The organism is Amycolatopsis acidicola, assembly GCF_007713735.2.
Classification (GTDB): domain Bacteria; phylum Actinomycetota; class Actinomycetes; order Mycobacteriales; family Pseudonocardiaceae; genus Amycolatopsis_E; species Amycolatopsis_E acidicola.
Genome location: NZ_VMNW02000072.1, coordinates 13,206 through 28,202, shown reverse-complemented (window position 1 = coordinate 28,202; position 14,997 = coordinate 13,206). Strand labels below are relative to the sequence as shown.

The 14,997-nt window shown below is 71.5% G+C and carries 13 protein-coding genes; 9 read left to right on the top strand and 4 right to left on the bottom strand.

Annotation, left to right across the window (positions count from 1 at the left end):
• Positions 1-2: 2 nt before the first annotated feature.
• Entirely contained in the window at positions 3-578 is a 576-nt protein-coding gene (locus tag FPZ12_RS33650; RefSeq protein WP_144750704.1) for a TetR/AcrR family transcriptional regulator, read from the bottom strand.
• A 66-nt stretch (positions 579-644) separates the two neighbouring features.
• On the opposite strand from FPZ12_RS33650, the gene FPZ12_RS33645 reads away from it, so the two are divergent.
• Positions 645-1,529, top strand: a complete 885-nt coding sequence (locus FPZ12_RS33645) for an SDR family NAD(P)-dependent oxidoreductase (RefSeq protein WP_144750706.1) — start codon at positions 645-647, stop codon at positions 1,527-1,529.
• 31 nt (positions 1,530-1,560) lie between these two features.
• On the opposite strand, the gene FPZ12_RS33640 is transcribed toward FPZ12_RS33645, so the two are convergent.
• Both FPZ12_RS33640 and FPZ12_RS33635 read right to left on the bottom strand, forming a co-directional pair.
• Entirely contained in the window at positions 1,561-2,199 is a 639-nt protein-coding gene (locus tag FPZ12_RS33640) for a hypothetical protein (RefSeq protein ID WP_243770168.1), read from the bottom strand.
• Positions 2,200-2,284: 85 nt separating this feature from the next.
• Complete coding sequence (locus FPZ12_RS33635) at positions 2,285-2,797, bottom strand: amino-acid N-acetyltransferase (protein WP_144750708.1); 513 nt, start codon at positions 2,795-2,797, stop codon at positions 2,285-2,287.
• Between the two features lie 107 nt (positions 2,798-2,904).
• Between FPZ12_RS33635 and FPZ12_RS33630 the strand changes: the two genes are divergently transcribed.
• From FPZ12_RS33630 to FPZ12_RS33595, 8 genes are all read left to right on the top strand, one after another.
• Positions 2,905-6,849 carry an AAA family ATPase gene (locus tag FPZ12_RS33630; RefSeq protein ID WP_144750710.1) on the top strand — a complete coding sequence of 1,315 codons (3,945 nt, stop codon included), beginning with the start codon at positions 2,905-2,907 and terminating at the stop codon, positions 6,847-6,849.
• Between the two features lie 5 nt (positions 6,850-6,854).
• Positions 6,855-8,264, top strand: coding sequence for a 30S ribosomal protein S12 methylthiotransferase RimO (gene rimO, locus FPZ12_RS33625; protein WP_144750712.1), 1,410 nt, complete (start codon positions 6,855-6,857; stop codon positions 8,262-8,264).
• Positions 8,261-8,890, top strand: coding sequence for a CDP-diacylglycerol--glycerol-3-phosphate 3-phosphatidyltransferase (gene pgsA, locus FPZ12_RS33620; RefSeq protein WP_144750714.1), 630 nt, complete (start codon positions 8,261-8,263; stop codon positions 8,888-8,890). Before rimO ends, pgsA begins: the two co-directional genes overlap by 4 nt.
• Complete coding sequence (locus FPZ12_RS33615) at positions 8,887-9,351, top strand: CinA family protein (RefSeq protein ID WP_208026107.1); 465 nt, start codon at positions 8,887-8,889, stop codon at positions 9,349-9,351. Before pgsA ends, FPZ12_RS33615 begins: the two co-directional genes overlap by 4 nt.
• Before the next feature lie 96 nt (positions 9,352-9,447).
• Positions 9,448-9,885 (top strand): helix-turn-helix domain-containing protein, encoded by a 438-nt coding sequence (locus FPZ12_RS33610; RefSeq protein WP_144750716.1) that lies wholly within the window; start codon positions 9,448-9,450, stop codon positions 9,883-9,885.
• Between the two features lie 247 nt (positions 9,886-10,132).
• Positions 10,133-10,966, top strand: coding sequence for a PspA/IM30 family protein (locus FPZ12_RS33605; protein ID WP_144750718.1), 834 nt, complete (start codon positions 10,133-10,135; stop codon positions 10,964-10,966).
• A gap of 29 nt (positions 10,967-10,995) precedes the next feature.
• The gene (pspM, locus tag FPZ12_RS33600; RefSeq protein ID WP_144750720.1) at positions 10,996-11,907 is read left to right on the top strand and encodes a phage shock envelope stress response protein PspM; all 912 of its coding nucleotides are present in this window, start codon (positions 10,996-10,998) and stop codon (positions 11,905-11,907) included.
• Between the two features lie 739 nt (positions 11,908-12,646).
• Positions 12,647-13,960 carry an allophanate hydrolase-related protein gene (locus tag FPZ12_RS33595; protein WP_144750722.1) on the top strand — a complete coding sequence of 438 codons (1,314 nt, stop codon included), beginning with the start codon at positions 12,647-12,649 and terminating at the stop codon, positions 13,958-13,960.
• Here the strand turns inward: FPZ12_RS33595 and FPZ12_RS33590 are convergent.
• The gene (locus tag FPZ12_RS33590) at positions 13,932-14,975 is read right to left on the bottom strand and encodes a quinone-dependent dihydroorotate dehydrogenase (RefSeq protein WP_144750724.1); all 1,044 of its coding nucleotides are present in this window, start codon (positions 14,973-14,975) and stop codon (positions 13,932-13,934) included. The two genes, FPZ12_RS33595 and FPZ12_RS33590, sit on opposite strands and share 29 nt — an antisense overlap.
• Positions 14,976-14,997 lie beyond the last annotated feature (22 nt).

Sequence of the window (14,997 nt, the reverse complement as noted above, 5' to 3'; positions counted from 1 at the left end):
CTTCAGACGCCCGGCCAGCCCCGGCGCAGATGCTCGAACGCCAGCTTCAACGCGGCCCGGGGGTCCGGTTGCACGCCGGCGAGGTCCGGGATTTCGAGGACGTAGCGGGCCAGCAGCCGTAGTGAGAGATCGCCCGCGGCGCGGCCGGTCTGCTCGGCGATGACCTCGGTGAGGTCGGTTTCGGCGGCTGTCCACAGTGTCCTGGCGTAGGCGCGCAGAGCCGCGGTCCGCACGACCAGATCCGCCACGCGCTGGGCTTCCGTACTCGCCTTGGCGGCGAACGGGCCCCGGGTGGCAAGGAAATCCTGGAGCGCGTCGAGGATCGAGACGCCGTCCGCGCGGTGCCGCACCGCGTCCGCGAGCGCCTGTGCGCGTTCCTCGCCGTCGCCGAGGATCAGCGCTTCCTTGCCGCCGGGGAAATGCACGAACAGGGTCGACACGGCGGTGTCGGCGGCTTCGGCGATCTCGGCGACGGTGACCCCGTCGAACCCTCGTTCCAGGAACAGCCGCCGCGCCGCCGCGGACAGTGCTTCGCGGGTGGCGGCCTTTTTTCGCTCTCGTCGCCCGGGTGCGGTCATGGGGTACAGTCTAGCTCGAACCCGGAGTCACTCCGACTTCGGAATCATTCCGATGTGAGGGCCGCGATGGGAAAGACCGTGCTGGTCACCGGTGGAAACGCCGGGATCGGCTACTTCGCCGCCGAGCAGCTCGCCGCCGCCGGAGCCACCGTCGTTCTCGGCAGCCGGAGCGACGCCAAGGCTGCGGCCGCGCTGACCTCGATCCGCTCCCGCGTTCCCGGCGCGAGGCTCAGCCATGTCCGATTGGACCTGGCCGACCTCGCTTCGCTGAAAACCTCCGTCGACGCGCTGGGCGTGGACAGCCTCGACGCGGTCTTGTGCAACGCCGGCGTGCTGGTGGACGGCCCCGAGCGCGCGCTGACCCCGGACGGGCACGAGTTGATGTTCGCCACCAACCATCTGGGCCACTTCGTCCTCGTGTGCCTGCTGCTGCCGTTGCTCGACGCTTCGCCCGCGGGCCGCGTGGTGACGACGGGCAGTTTCGTGGCCAGATCGGTGAAACTGGACCCTGCCGATCCGCAGAGCGCGAACGACTATCAGTCCAAACGCGCGTACGCCCGGTCGAAGCTGGCGCAGATGCTGTTCGGCTTCGAGCTCGACCGGCGGTTGCGCGCGGCGGGCAGCACCACGATCAGCGTGGTGAACCATCCCGGCGGCGCGCTGGATTCCCTGACCCCGTCCCGCCCGCCGGTGCACGTCCGCGGCGCGGGGCAGCGGCTACGCGGTCTGCCTGCCGGACTTCTCTTGCACGGCAAGGATTCCGGCGCCCGGCCTGCCGTCCGCGCGGTGCTCGATCCCGCCGTGACGGGTGGGCAGCTGATCGGCCCCCGGGTCTTCGGGCTGCGCGGCAAGCCCCGGGTGGAACCGGTACGCGGCGGCGCCGCCGACCCGGACCTGGCTGCCGAAATCTGGGCGGCCAGCGTCGAACTCACCGGGATGGAGCCGGTCTGACCGGCGCCGGGAGGGCTGGTGCCCGGAAGCCTCAAGCCATGTCGGGGCAGCCGTTGACCGAGGCCTTCGCCGGCTCGTCCGCTCCGGGGGGCGTGCAGCCGGTCAGCACCAGGTGGCCGTCGTGGCCCAGGTACGTCTCCCAGTACTGCGGCCCGGTCGCGAAGTCCGGCTCGTACGTGCTCTGCCGCACCACCGCGTCAGGTTCGTTGTCCCCGTTGAGATCCCGCACATCCGCGGCGACGCCCTCGGCCTTGCCGGTCACCGTGATCTTCGAGCCCAGCCGCACCGCGGCCACCGCCCCGGCGTGCGCGCCGTAGCCGAACGAGACCGTGCAGCGGTCCGCGAGGCACAGCGCGCCCTTCACCTGTGAGTACGGGAATCCGTCCGTGCCCTGGACCTGGGTGCTGTCCCGCAGCGCCGCCCCGTCCCAGTACGCCAGGTACGCCGACGTCCCGGCCTGCAGTCCCTCCAGCCGCGTGCCCCCCGGCAGCGCGACGGAGAAAACGCTTTCACACCCCTGTTCGCAGCCCGGCACGACGGCCGGCTGCTGCTGTGCCGTGGCGGACGGGGAGACGGCCCCCGCCGTCGTCCCCGCCGCCGCGGCGGGCGGCACGGCCAGCAACGCCACCCCCGCGACGCCGGCCAACCACTTGCCATACCCCCGGCCCATGCCGCCCTCTCCCCGTGTCGTTCGATCCTCTCCACCCTGAAGACGCGTGTGCGGGGGAGAGGTTGCCTATGTCCTCAATGGACTTTCAGAGTTCGAGCAGCATACGTGAGTTGCCGAGGGTGTTCGGCTTCGCGTACGGCAGCTCGAGGAACTCGGCGACGCCGGGGTCGATCGAGCGGCGCATCTCGTCGTAGACCGGTTGCGGCACCGGGGTTCCGTCGATCTCGCGGAAACCGTGCCCGGCGAAGAAGTGCGTCTCGAAGGTCAGCACGAACACGCGCCGCAGGCCCAGTTCCCGCGCCAGCTCCACGAGCCGGTCCACGAGCTTGTGCCCGATGCCCTGCCCGCGCGCGGCCTTGTCCACCGCGACCGTGCGGATCTCGGCCAGGTCCTCCCACAGCACGTGCAGCGCGCCGCAGCCGATCACCTCGCCGCGGGCTTCGGCCACCCAGAACTCCTGCATGCTCTCGTAGAGGGTGACGAGCTCCTTCTCCAGCAGCACCCGCCCGGCGTCCGCGTCGACCAGCGCCTTGATCTTGCGCACGTCGGCGATCCTGGCCCGGCGGATCCGGACCTCGCTGACTGGGGCATCCTGCACCGATCGACCGTATCCGGACCGTGCGTGCCGTGTCGCGGTGGGTTCCACCACGTCGGGGCGTGCTCGTATGCTGCGGGACGGGTTGCCGCGACGAACAGGGGGGCGAGTTGACGCGCGCGGGGTTTGATCCGTTCTTCGAGGCCGAGCGGCAGGCGGCGATGGGCCGTACCACGATGCTGGCCACCCCGGACGGGGTCACCTGGCTGCTCGTGCCGGGCAGGCCATGGCAGTGGCGCCGGCAGGGGCCCTGGCAGTACGGCCAGCCGCCGCTGAACGTGCAATGGCGCGCCACCGCACGCTATCTCCCGTTGCCCCCGCAGCAGCAGGCCCCGCCCCAGCAGCCGCCGTCGCAACCCATGCCGCGGCAGCAACCCCCAGCGCAGCCACCGTCGCAGCCGCTCCCGCAGCAACCGCCCCAGCCGCAGCAGGCCCCGTCCCAGCCGCTCCCGCAGCAACCGCCGTCGCAGCCCGTGCAGGAGCGTCCACCCGCGCCGCCGCAGCAGCAACCAGCGCCGCCCCAACGGCAGGCCCCACCACAAACCGCCCCGCGATCGCAGCGGCCCGCGATCGAGAAGCTTCCGAACGGCCCGTCGTTCGTGAACGGGCCGGAGTCCGCGCTGGCCTATTTGGACAAATCGGTCCGGATCGTGCAATGGGCCGACGGCACGCGCCACGCCGACGAGGTGAAGCCGCAGCAGCCAGGGCAGCCCGCCCCCAGCGGCCCCGGCCTGCTCGACGAAGTCGCTTCGGTGATGAACTCCGACGCCCTCCGCTTCATCGCCCGCGCGAACCGCGTCCGCCGTTCGCGTCAGGAGCGCGAAGAGGCCGAAGCGGCGCAGCAGCAGCAACAGGAACAACAGCCGCCCGCCCCGGTCACGGTCGAAGAGCCCAACCCGATCCTGATGTTCACCGGCGCGCCGCACAGCGGGCAGCACAGGCTGTTCCGCGCGCTGCACGACGAGCTGAAGGCCCGCGACGTCTCCTTCGGCGGCAAGCTCACCTGGAACGGCGCGGAACTGCTGCAGATCGCGCGGACCAACGAAAGCGCGATCGACCGCGCCCTCAAGCTCGCGATCACTGACGCCGGCAAGGACCACAACCCGCTGATGCTGCTGATCGAGGACGTCGACGCGCTGCTGGACGCCGACACCCCCGGGGTGACGCGCGTGCTCGACAAGTTCGCGCACGACCAGACCGACTGCCGGCTCATCGTGCTCAGCGGCACCGAGCGCGCGCTCTCCGCGCTGACCACGGAGTCGCCGCGGCTGGCGTCGCGCCTGCTGACCTACCGCCTGCCCGATCTCACCCAGCCCGCCGCCGGCGCGGCGCTCCTCGAAGTCCTGCTGACCGAGCGCAACGCCGTGGTGTCGCCGCCCGCTCGCGACGTGCTCAACCGCGTGGTGCGCCAGGTGCGCAAGCCCGACGCGCGCGAGATCGAAGCGCTCGTCGGCGCCGCGGCGCAGAACGCGATCGGCCGCGGCGCGGTGTTCGGCGACAGCCCGCAGATCGACCTGCCCGACGTCGAGGGGCTCGGCCCGCGCCAGAGCGAAGACGAGCCGGGCGTCGAGGAGCTGCTCGCCGAGCTGGACGCGATGATCGGCCTGGACGCGGTGAAGCAGCGCGTGCGGGCGCTGGTCGCGGAGATGAACGTCGACGCGCAGCGCCGGGCGGCGGGCCTCAACGTCGCCACCCGCAGCCGCCATCTCGTCTTCACCGGCAACCCGGGCACGGCGAAGACCACGGTGGCCCGGCTGGTCGCGAAGATCTACCAGGCCCTCGGCGTGCTGCCGAAGGGGCAGGTGATCGAGGTCGGCCGGTCGGACCTGGTCGGCGAGTTCGTCGGGCACACCGCGCCGAAGACCCGCGAGGTGTGCGAGCGCGCGATGGGCGGCGTGCTGTTCATCGACGAGGCCTACAACCTCGTGCAGGACGCCGAAAACGACTTCGGTGGCGAGGCGGTCGCGGAGTTGCTGGTGCAGATGGAGAACCATCGCGACGACCTGGTGGTGTTCGCGGCGGGCTATCCCAAGGAGATGGACGGGTTCCTGGAGGCCAACCCCGGGCTGCGCTCACGGTTCTCCGGCCGGGTCGATTTCCCGGACTACACCAACGAAGAACTGGCCGGCATCTTCGAGCTGATGGCGCACGGCCAGGGGTATGAGCTGGCGCCGGAGTTCAAGCAGGCGCTGCCCGAAGCGATCCGCCGGATCCCGCGCGGCCGCGGGTTCGCGAACGGCCGCTCCGCGCGCGGGTTGCTGGAGGCCACGATCAGCCGCCAGAGCACGCGCATCGCCGGGCAGGAGAACAACGACCCGCGCTCGCTCGCGCTGCTCCTGGCCGAGGATCTGCCCACCGATTCCGGGGTGGGCCAGGCCGACGACGGTGGCCCGCGCCGCGGCCTCGAAGACCTGCTGTCCGAATTGGACGGAATGATCGGACTGGCGCCGGTCAAGCAGCGCGTCCACGGCCTGGTCGACGAGACCAAGGTGGACGCGCAGCGCCGTCAGGCCGGGCTGCAGGTCGCCGCGCGCAGCCGTCATCTCGTCTTCACCGGCAACCCGGGCACGGCGAAGACCACCGTGGCGCGGCTGATGGGGCAGCTCTTCCGCGAGCTGGGCGTGCTGCCGTCCGGCCACCTCGTCGAGGCGCAGCGCTCGGACCTGATCGGCGAGTTCAGCGGGCAGACCGCGCCGAAGACCCGCGATATCTGCGAGCGGGCCGTCGGCGGGCTGCTGTTCATCGACGAGGCGTACAACCTCGTCCAGGACTCCGACGACGACTATGGCCGCGAAGCCGTCGCAGAGTTGTTGGTACAGATGGAAAACCACCGCGACGACCTCGTGGTGATCGCGGCGGGCTACCCCAGGGAGATGGACGAGTTCCTCGAGTCCAACACCGGCCTGCGCTCCCGGTTCGCGGGGCGCGTGGAGTTCCCGGACTACTCGAACGAGGAGCTCGCCGAGATCTTCCGCTCCATGGCCGAAAAGCAGGGCTACAAGTTCGCCGAGGACTTCTCGGCGGCCTTGCCGGAGGCGATCCGCCGGATCCCGCGCGGCCGTGGTTTCGCGAACGGCCGCTCCGCGCGCGGGTTGCTGGAAACGACGATCGGCAAGCAGTCGAGCCGCCTCGCGCGCCAGTCCCAGGCCGACCCGGCCGCGCTCGTCGAGCTGACGGCGGCGGATCTGCCCACGGACTCCGGCGTCGGGCAGACCGACGACAGCGGGCCGCGGCGCGGTCTCGAAGACCTGATGGCCGAAATGGACGGGATGATCGGGCTCGCCCCGGTCAAACAGCGGCTGCGCACCCTGGTCGCCGAGACCCGGCTGGACGCCCGGCGCCGCTCCGCGGGCCTGCCCGTCGCGGCCCGCAGCCGGCACCTGATCTTCGCGGGCAACCCGGGCACGGCGAAGACCACGGTGGCGCGGCTGATGGGGCAGCTCTACCGCGAGCTCGGCGTGCTGCCTTCGGGCCATCTCGTCGAAGTGGCGCGGCCGGACCTCGTCGGCGAGTTCATCGGCCAGACGGCGCCGAAGACGCGCGACGTGTGCGAACGGGCCGTGGGCGGGGTGCTGTTCATCGACGAGGCGTACAACCTCGTGCAGGACTCCGAGAACGACTTCGGCCGCGAGGCCGTCGCGGAATTGCTGGTGCAGATGGAAAACCACCGCGAGGACCTGATCGTCATCGCGGCGGGCTACTCGGCCGATCTGGAGCGCTTCCTGGACAGCAACCCCGGGCTGCGCTCGCGTTTCGGTGGCACGGTCGACTTCCCGGACTACGGCGACGAAGAGCTGGCGGCGATCTTCACCGCGATGGCCACGAAACAGGGCTACCGGCTCGCGCCCGAGCTGGAAGCGGGCCTGCCCGGGGTGATGGCGCGGCTGGACCGCGGACCCGGCTTCGCCAACGGCCGCTCCGCGCGCGGGTTGCTGGAGCAGGCGATCGGGGCGCAGGCCCTTCGCCTCGCGGGCCCGGACGTCGATCTGGAGAGCCTCGCCGACGAGGAGCTGACCGTGCTGACGCTGGCGGACCTGCCAGGCCAAGTACCCTGATTGGCGTGTCTGCTGCCACCGATCCGTCCGAGGCCCGCCGCGTTTCCCTGCTCACCCTCGGCTGTGCCCGCAACGAGGTCGACTCCGAGGAGCTGGCCGGCAGGCTGGCCGCCGGCGGCTGGGAGCTGACCGAGGACCCCGGCGAGTCCGACGTGGTGGTCGTGAACACCTGCGGGTTCGTCGAGTCGGCGAAGAAGGACTCGGTGGACACCCTGCTCGCCGCCGCGGACACGGGCGCCAAGGTCGTCGCCGTGGGCTGCATGGCGGAGCGCTACGGCACCGAGCTGGCCGAGAGCCTTCCCGAGGCCGACGCGGTGCTCGGCTTCGACCACTACCCGGATCTGGCCGAGCGGCTCGGTTCGATCGTCTCCGGGCACAAGATCGAGTCGCACGTCCCGGCCGACCGGCGCACGCTGCTGCCGATCAGCCCGGTCGAGCGGCCCGCCGCGGCCGCCGACGTCACGGTGCCCGGCCACGGCTGGATCCCGCGCGCCCGGCTGGCCTCCGGCCCGGTGTCGGCGCTGAAGATCGCCTCGGGCTGTGACAGGCGCTGTTCCTTCTGCGCCATCCCGTCCTTCCGCGGTTCGTTCGTCTCGCGGCGCCCCGAGGAGATCCTCGCCGAGGCCGCGTGGCTGGCCGGCGAGGGCGTCAAGGAACTGTTCCTCGTCAGCGAGAACTCCACTTCGTACGGCAAGGACCTGAGCCGGGCCGACGGCGGCACCCGCGCGCTGGAGCGGCTGCTGCCGAAGCTGGCGGAGATCGAGGGCATCGAGCGCGTGCGGGTTTCGTACCTGCAGCCCGCCGAAACCAGGCCGGACCTGGTCCGCGCGATCGCCACCACGCCGGGTGTGGCCGACTACTTCGACCTGTCGTTCCAGCACTCCAGCGAGGCCGTGCTGCGCCGGATGCGGCGCTTCGGTTCCACGGACTCCTTCCTCGCGCTGATCGACCAGATCCGCGAGCTGTCCCCGGCCGCGGGCATCCGCACCAACGTGATCGTCGGCTTCCCCGGCGAGACCGAGGAGGACGTGGCCGAGCTGGAGCGTTTCCTGACGGGCGCGCGGCTGGACGCCGTCGGTGTCTTCGGCTACTCCGACGAGGACGGCACCGAGGCGGAGACCTTCGAGGGCAAGGTCGACCCGGAGCTGGTGGCCGAGCGGGTCACCAAGATCTCCGCGCTGGTCGAGGAACTGACCGCGCAGCGCGCCGAGGACCGCGTCGGCGAACTGGTCGACGTGCTGATCGAGGAGACCGGCGAGGAGGTCGTCGGCCGGGCCGCGCACCAGGCGCCCGAGGTCGACGGCGCCTGCGTGGTGCTCGACGCCGGGAGCGCCGAGATCGGGCAGTTCCTCCGCTGCCGGGTCGTGGACAGCGAGGGCGTCGACCTCATCGTCCGGCCGGAAGCGGCCGGATGAGCGCGGCCGACGAGCCGGTGGATGCGGACGCCGCCGCACCCGCGCCGCCCGTCGCCCGCGTCTCCAACATCAACCTGGCGAACATCCTGACCCTGTCCCGGCTGGTGCTGGTGCCGGTGTTCGTGCTGGCGCTGTTCGCCGACGGCGGCACCGACACCACGTGGCGGTACCTGGCCACCGTGCTGTTCGCGATCGCCTCGCTGACCGACCAGGTGGACGGCTGGGTCGCCCGCCGCTACGGGCTGATCACCGACTTCGGCAAGATCGCCGACCCGATCGCGGACAAGGCGCTCACCGGTGCCGCGCTGATCGGGCTGAGCGTGCTCGGCGAGCTGTCGTGGTGGGTGACGATCGTCATCGCGGTCCGTGAGATCGGGGTGACGCTGCTGCGGTTCTGGGTGATCCGGCACGGGGTGATCGCGGCCAGCCGCGGCGGGAAGGCGAAGACGCTGACCCAGATCGCGGCGATCGTGGCGTACCTGCTGCCGCTGCCGAGCGGGGCGGATCCGGTGTGCTGGGTGCTGATGGGCATCGCGGTCGCGCTGACGGTCGTGACCGGGTTCGACTACGTGCTGCGCGCGGTGCGGCTGCGCGCGGAGGGCCGCCGGGCCGTGGCGAAGCCGTGACGCTGGCGCGCAAGATCGTCACAAGGCTGACCGAGCGAGGGGAAACGGTGGCGACGGCGGAATCCCTCACCGCCGGGCTCGTGTGCGTGACGCTGACCGAGGTGCCCGGGTCGAGCGCCGTGGTGCGCGGCGGTCTTGTCGTGTACGCCACTGATCTGAAGAACTCACTCGCGGGGGTGGACCAGGCGCTGCTGGACGAGCACGGCGCGGTCCACCCGGAGGTCGCGGCGCAGCTCGCGGAGGGTGCGCGGCGGCGCTGCGGGGCGGACTGGGGCCTGGGCCTCACCGGGGTGGCGGGGCCGGACCCCCAAGACGGCGTCGTGCCCGGAACGGTGCACGTCGGGCTCGCCGGCGCGGGCCTGCGCACGGTGCGGACCTGCTGGTTCGAAGGAGACCGCGCGCACGTGCGAACCGAATCGGCGCTGGCCGCGTTGTCCTTGCTGGGGGAACATCTGGCGTGAGCCAGGCGTTCGCCCTTGGCGTACGGCCCGAGTCAATCGCTGCGGCGAGGGGCCCGGTCTGGGTAACGTGGTCGGTATCAGGAAGGGAGGCGCGTGATGACCGTGCTGTTGCGTGAGGCGATCGGTGATCGGCTCCGTCATGCCCGCACCAACCAGCGTCGCACGCTGCGCGACATCTCCCGCGCCGCCAGGGTCAGCCTCGGCTACCTGTCCGAGGTGGAGCGGGGACAGAAGGAAGCATCGAGCGAGCTGCTGTCCTCCATCTGCGATGCGCTGGAGCTCCCTCTGGCCGAGCTGCTGCACAACGTGGCCGCCGACATCTCCGCGCTGGACACGGTCGACGTGGCCACCATGCGGGCCGAAGGCGAGGATGCCGGGCAGCGGGAGAGCCGGGCCGAAGCGGGCCACCTCGAGGGTGGCCGCATCGTGGACGGCGTGATCGGCAACGACCTGGCCGACCTGCGGGTATCCGGCCAGCGGGTGGGGCCTGCCCTGCGGACCACGATCAGGGCACCGAAGATGGTCGCGGCCTGAGCCGCAGGCCAGGCGAACGTTCGAGGCCGGAAGGCCACCCGCGCGGCGCGGGTGGCCTTCCGGTGTTCCGGGGGCCGGTTCAGGGTCGTCCCTGAAATCCCCCGGGGTCGCCTGGTACCGGACGCGCTGACCTGACACGATGGAACCCACGCCGAGGTCGGTGCGTTGCAGGGTTAGGGGAGTGCAGCGCCCCATGACCGTCGGGTCAACTTGGACTAGTGGGACGTTAAGAAGGCAGGCGGAACAGATGGCCAACCCGTTCGTTAAGGCCTGGAAGTACCTCATGGCGGCGTTCTCGTCGAAGATCGACGAGCACGCGGACCCCAAGGTGCAGATCCAGCAGGCCATCGAGGAGGCGCAGCGCAACCACCAGGCGCTCTCCCAGCAGGCCGCGGCGGTGATCGGGAACCAGCGGCAGCTGGAGATGAAGCTCAACCGGCAGCTCGGCGAGGTCGAGAAGCTGCAGGCTTCCGCCCGCCAGGCCCTGGTGCTGGCCGACGAGGCCCGCGCCAAGGGGGACAACGAGAAGGCCACCCAGTACGAGAACGCGGCGGAGGCCTTCGCCACCCAGCTGGTCACGGCCGAGCAGAGCATCGAGGACCTCAAGACGCTGCACGACCAGTCGCTGCAGGCGGCGGCGCAGGCCAAGCAGGCCGTGGAGCGCAACGCCTCGATGCTGCAGCAGAAGCTGGCCGAGCGCACCAAGCTGCTCTCGCAGCTGGAGCAGGCCAAGATGCAGGAGAAGGTCTCGGCCTCGCTGAACCAGATGTCGGAGCTGGCGGCGCCGGGCAACACCCCGTCGCTGGACGAGGTCCGCGAGAAGATCGAGAAGCGCTACACCACCGCGCTCGGCTCGGCGGAGCTGGCGCAGAACTCGGTGCAGGGCCGGATGCTCGAGGTCCAGTCCGCCACCACGGAGCTGGCCGGGCACTCGCGGCTCGAGCAGATCCGCGCCTCGATGAAGGGCGACCCGGTCGCTCAGGTCACCGATGGTTCGGCGAGCAAGCCCGCCGCGTCTTCGCAGGGTGACATCCAGCGTGAGATCCAGGCCCGCGTGCAGGCCGAGAAGAACCAGGCCTGACGAGGGGCACGGCGCGAAGGGGGCCGCGGATGGGGCCGGGCAGACGCGATTTCGACGAGCTGGCTGCCAAGCTCGAGAAACACATCGACCGTCTGCCCGACTACGCCCAGCGGGCGCAGGAGAAGCTCCAGCGCTATCTGCCGTCCGAGCAGGCCGGGCAGCGGGCGCCGAACCCGCTGCGGCGCCCGGCCCCACCGCGGCCCTCGTTCACGTCGGTGCCGGTGTTCGCCGAGGCGAGGTCGAAGTGGGAGCGGTGGAACGCCCCGGCGGCGAAACTCGAGCGGCGCAAGCGCCGGGCTTCGCGCGCGGTCACGTTGTGGCTCCTGCTCACGTTGTTGTGCGGGCTGTTCGCGGTCGCGGGCGGCTTGCATTTCATCGTGGTCGGCAGTAGTTCCGAGTACCTGGCGGTGGCGGGCGCGGTCGTGTTCGCCACCCTCGGCGTGCGGTCCGGTCTGCGGCTGCGGCAGCTCAACCGCACCGAACTGCCCGCGGCGGACGCGGCGCGGCCGCCCAAGCTGCCGTCGCCGAAGTCGGCGGCGCGCGCGCCGATGGAGCGGCTGACCGAAGGCGAGGAGTCGCTGGCCGAGTTGCTGCGGCAGCTGTCGGCTCCGTCCTCTTTGGTGGGTGGGGAATCCGTCGAGGACGCCCGCAAGACGGCCGCCGAAGCCGCCACCGCGCTGCGTGCGCTGGCGGAGCGCATCCAGGCCATCGAGCGAGCGCGCGATTCCGCGCCGGCGGCCGATCGCAAGGCGCTGGAGTCGGCGGTGCGGAACCTGCTGGAGCAACTGAACGAAGGTCTGGACGACTACGCGACCCTGATCGCGGCGGCGGGCCGAGCGGTCGCCGCGGGGAGCACGGGAATGGCGCAGTCGAAGGAAGCACTCACCGACGCCACCGACAGACTCGCCGGACTGGCCATCGCCCTCCGCGAGGTTTCCTGACCCCGGCTGGGGTGTGGGGTGGTGGCCGCGCGCCGCCGATCACGCGCCGCTTGCGCCGAGCACTCACGAGGCCCCGACCACTTGCCCCCAGACCACGCGCCGCCGATCGCTTGCCCTCGGATCACGCGCCGCCGATCGCTTGTTCCCGGAGCGAGTGCCCATCGCGCGCCCTGATCACGCGCGCTCGGATCACGCGCCCCGGCCGATCTGCTCCCGGCTTCGCTCGGCCGCCTACGCCCTCCACCGCTGAGCCCGCTCGACCACCCCGCCGCCACCGCCCTCCGCCCGCGGCCAACACGCCCGCATGCCCGGCAAACACGCCCGCGCCGTCGGCCAACACGCCCGCAGGAGCGGCCAACACGCCCGGGCGGCGCGGCCTCCTGGCGTGTTGGCCGTTCCCGTTCGCGTGTTGGCCGTTCCCGTTCGTGTGTTGGCTGTTCGCGGTGGTGTGTTGGCTGTTCGCGGTGGTGTGTTGGCTGGGAGCGGCCGAGCCGGAACCCACGCGGAACCCACGCGGAACCCGCGAACGGGCCAGCGGCACCCGTCGCTCTACGCGAGGCCTCCATGGGCCCTCCCATCCTCCTGGAGTAAGCGCTTACCGGTTCGGCGGCGGGCGGCTCGCGGGGAGTCACGGATCGTGAAAAGGCCCCCGGGATACCGGGTTTCGGGAGATTTGTCGATACCTGCGTGTAACGTGAGACGGCTGGTTTCCGGAATATCCGCTGCTTACCGTCAGAGGATGGAGACACTGCCCCCGGAACCCGTGCCCTTGCCACCGGCCCCGGTCAGCGCGCACCGGCAGGTCCTCGCCGCGCTGGACAGGCTCGTGGAACTGCAACGCCCGGAACTCTGGCGAAAGCTCCGGTCCGGTGAGGACGTCCTCGTCGACGCGAAGGCGGTCGACGAACGCGTCCGTGCCGGGGAAGAGCTGCCGTTGGCGGGAATGCTCGTCGCGGCGCCGCCCACGGTCGAACTCCCCGCCCCGGACGCCGTCGCCATCGGACGCCTGGCCGCGGCCGGTGCCGTCGTGCTCGGCGCGGCCTCCGCGGACGCCCTCGCGGCCGTCGTCGCGCTGGAGATCGTCGACGTGGCGCTCGGCGCCGGGCAAGTGGCCGCGGCGAGCGAGGGCGTGGTGGGGCTGAAGCCGACCCGCGCCCTGGTGCCACGCACCGGCATCGCGCCCGCCGGGGTCGAGGTCTTCGCGCGCACTGTCGCGGAAGGACAGCGGGCGCTGGAATTCCTTACCGGGCCGGACGAATCCGATCCTGGCAGCGCGCCTTGGCCGGACGGGGTGCGGCTGGCGGCCGGGGACGCGCCACGGATCGCCGTGCCCGCGCGCGTCGGCTTCGCGAACGTGGTCGAGGACCTGCTCGCGGCCGGTGCCGTCGTGGAACCCGCCGACTTCGGGCCTTTCCTCGACGCGGCAAGGGAATCCTACGACGCCAGGGCCGAGGCCGCGCGGCTGCTGCGAGGCTTCGACGCGCTACTGGTGCCCGCGCTCGCCGAGTACGTCGGTTCCTTCTCGACACTCGACCTCGCCGCCGTCACCGTCCCGCCGGGCGTGAGCGTGGTGGCGCGCGCGTTCGAGGATCAGGTGGCCATCGACATCGCCGCGTTCCTCGCCGACGAGCAGATCAGAAGACCTTGCCCCGCAACGGGAATCGACCTCGTCGTGTTCGGGGCCCATTTGCGCGGCCAGCCGCTCAACACGCAGCTGACCGACCTCGGCGCCCGCTTCCTCGGCGACGCCGTGACGGCCGGGCGCTACCGCATGGTGGCGTTGCCCGACAAACAACCCGGCGTCCTGCCCGTGGCCGAAGGCGCCCCGCTGGTGGGGGAGCGGTGGAAGCTCTCGCCCGCCGGGCTCGGCCGGTTCCTCACCGGGCTGTCCGGGCCGATGTCGGTCGGCGAGATCGAACTCGCGGACGGCAGCAAGGTGCTCGGCCTCCGCTGCGATCAGCACGCCGCCGCGAGCGCCAGGGACATCACCGAGTTCGGCGACTGGCGCGCGTACCTTCGCTACGTCACCGCCACCCGGCCAATGACCGGTTGACCTCACGAACCAGCCCGGGCCCCTTGAGCGCGAACCCGGTGTAGAGCTGCACGAGACTGGCTCCCGCGTCGATCATCTCGCGTGCGTCGGTGCCGCCGAGGATCCCGCCGACGCCGATGACCGGCAGCCTTCCCTCGGTGTGCTTGTGCACGAACCGCACCACTTCACGGGCCCGCGCGGTGAGCGGACGGCCGGACAGTCCGCCGGTTTCCTTGCCCACCAAGGCATCGCGGCCGGTGAGGCCCTCGCGGGACAGGGTGGTGTTCGTCGCGATCAGCCCGGCCACGCCGTGTTCGCCGCAGACCTCGAGCAGCTCCGCCAGCGCGGAATCGGTCAGGTCCGGGGCGACCTTCACCAGCAACGGCGTCGGCGTGCCCTGCGCCAGCGACGCGGACGTGGCGCGCAGCTCGGACAGCAGCTCCGCCAGCGCGGATTTGTCTTGCAGGGCACGGAGATTCGGGGTGTTCGGCGAACTCACGTTGACCGCGAAGTAGTCCGCGTACGGGTACAGCGTGCGCAGCGAGGAACGGTAGTCCTCGACCGCCTCCTCCAGCGGGACCACTTTGGACTTGCCGATGCTGACACCCAGCGGCACCGGCGGCTTGCCTCGCTCGGCGAGCTTCGCCGCGAGCGCTTCCGCGCCGGCGTTGTTGAAGCCCATCCGGTTGATCACCGCGTCACTGTCCGTCAGCGCGAACAGGCGCGGCCGCGGGTTGCCGGGCTGCGCCAGCCTCGTCACCGTGCCGACTTCGACGAACCCGAACCCCAGCGCCGGCCACGCCCGCAGCGCGCGGCCGTCCTTGTCCATGCCCGCCGCGAGCCCGACGCGGTTGGGGAAGCGCACCCCGAACACCGTCTCCGGATCGTCGGCCGCGTACCGGCGCCGGAGCACCTCCGGCGTGCCGCGCAGCAGGCTCAGCGCGCGGACGGTGCGCTCGTGCACCACCTCGGGGTCGTCGGCGGACAGGCGGTACAGGACCGGGCGGATCAGCTTCTCGAACAGCACGCCCGCCATTTTCGCTCAGCGGCCGCGGCCC